Raw genomic sequence first — 1,270 nt, forward strand, 5'->3', positions numbered from 1 at the left:
CGCGAGCAGGATGCGCGCCGCGCCGCCGCGGCCGAGGCCGATAGCGCCGTGGTGGAGAATTGAGATGGCCGATCACACCTCGCTGGTGCCGGTGCGCAGCTCCGAACTGAACCTGGGCAAGCCCGCCCCCTGGCACATCTACAACGAAGCCGGCAAGCTGCTGCTGGCGCGCGGCACCATGATCGACACGCCCGACCAACTGGCCGGACTGATCGAGAACGGCCTCTATCGCAATGCCCGCTGGATCGCCGAACCAGATACCGAATCGGTGCCGCTGCCACAGGCCCGCGATGTGCTGCGCAAGAAGCATGGTGGCAAGAAACCGCACAAGCCCAAGCCGGCCCTGCGTGGTCAAGCCAGCGTGATTCCCCTGGATGACGTGCGCTGGCAGATCGGCGACACCGTGTGGCTGCAATTGGCCGACGATGCTGCCCAGCGCCATGCGGTCACCCTGGTGGGTTGCTTGTCCAATCGCAGCATCCTGGTCAGTGCCCCGCAAAAGGAGGGTAAGCAGATCTTCCTGCGCGAGGGCCAGGCTTTCGTGGTGCGCGCGCTGACCGGGCGTCGCGCCTATGCCTTTGCATCGCAATTGCTGAAGTACCAGCATTCGCCCTTCGTCTACCTGCACCTGTCAGCCCCCAGGGAAGTGCGTTCCACCGTTATTCGCCAGGCTACCCGCGTGCCGGTGGGGGCGGAAGGCTATCTGGAGGTGGATGGCTCCACGCCGCTACCAGCCAGCGTGATCGATCTCAGTCTGGCGGGTGCCTCGCTGGTGGCGACTTCCCTCAAAGGCAGGGTCGAGGCGAAAAAGGGCGTCAGTGGCACGTTGCGCTTCATCGCCTCGGTGGCCGACCAGCAATTGCCGCTGGAGTTGCCGGTGGTGCTGCGCGCAGTGGAATCGTTGGGAGAGGCCGATTTCCATCAGTACGGGGTGGAATTTGCCCCGTTGACGGTGCGCGACAAGCTGGTGCTGTCGGCCTATGTCTACCAGGAACTGACCTTGCAGGAATAGCACTGTCATTGCTGCAGGAGAATGTCGGGCGGAGGGGCTGTCCAAAGCCCGGCTTCGGTTAAAATTCAGCCCATGAAAATCCTCATCAGCAACGACGACGGTTACCTCGCCCCCGGCATCATCGCCCTGGCCGAGGCACTCGCGCCGATCGCCGACATTACCGTGGTGGCACCTGACAGCAATCGTTCGGGCAGTTCCAACTCTCTGACCCTGGACCGGNCCCTGTGGGTAGAGCAGGCCGCCAATGGCTTCTACTAC

Annotated in this window: 2 protein-coding genes; both read left to right on the forward strand. The window is 63.6% G+C overall.

Annotated elements, in window-relative coordinates; all coding sequences use genetic code 11:
* Nucleotides 1-64 precede the first annotated feature (64 nt).
* Nucleotides 65-1,012 carry a flagellar brake protein gene (locus I5W_RS16590; RefSeq protein ID WP_017451797.1) on the forward strand — a complete coding sequence of 316 codons (948 nt, stop codon included), beginning with the start codon at nucleotides 65-67 and terminating at the stop codon, nucleotides 1,010-1,012.
* 72 nt (nucleotides 1,013-1,084) lie between these two features.
* A partial coding sequence (locus I5W_RS16595) for a 5'/3'-nucleotidase SurE (protein ID WP_044530051.1) occupies nucleotides 1,085-1,270 on the forward strand: 186 nt, incomplete at its 3' end.

The organism is Herbaspirillum sp. B65 (genome assembly GCF_000333555.1).
GTDB classification, from domain to species: Bacteria; Pseudomonadota; Gammaproteobacteria; order Burkholderiales; family Burkholderiaceae_D; genus Herbaspirillum; species Herbaspirillum rubrisubalbicans.

What these genes read in the sequence shown, in the direction of transcription:
- I5W_RS16590 (WP_017451797.1), top strand. Translation starts at nt 65, where the DNA reads ATGGCCGATCACACCTCGCTGGTGCCGGTGCGCAGCTCCGAACTGAAC.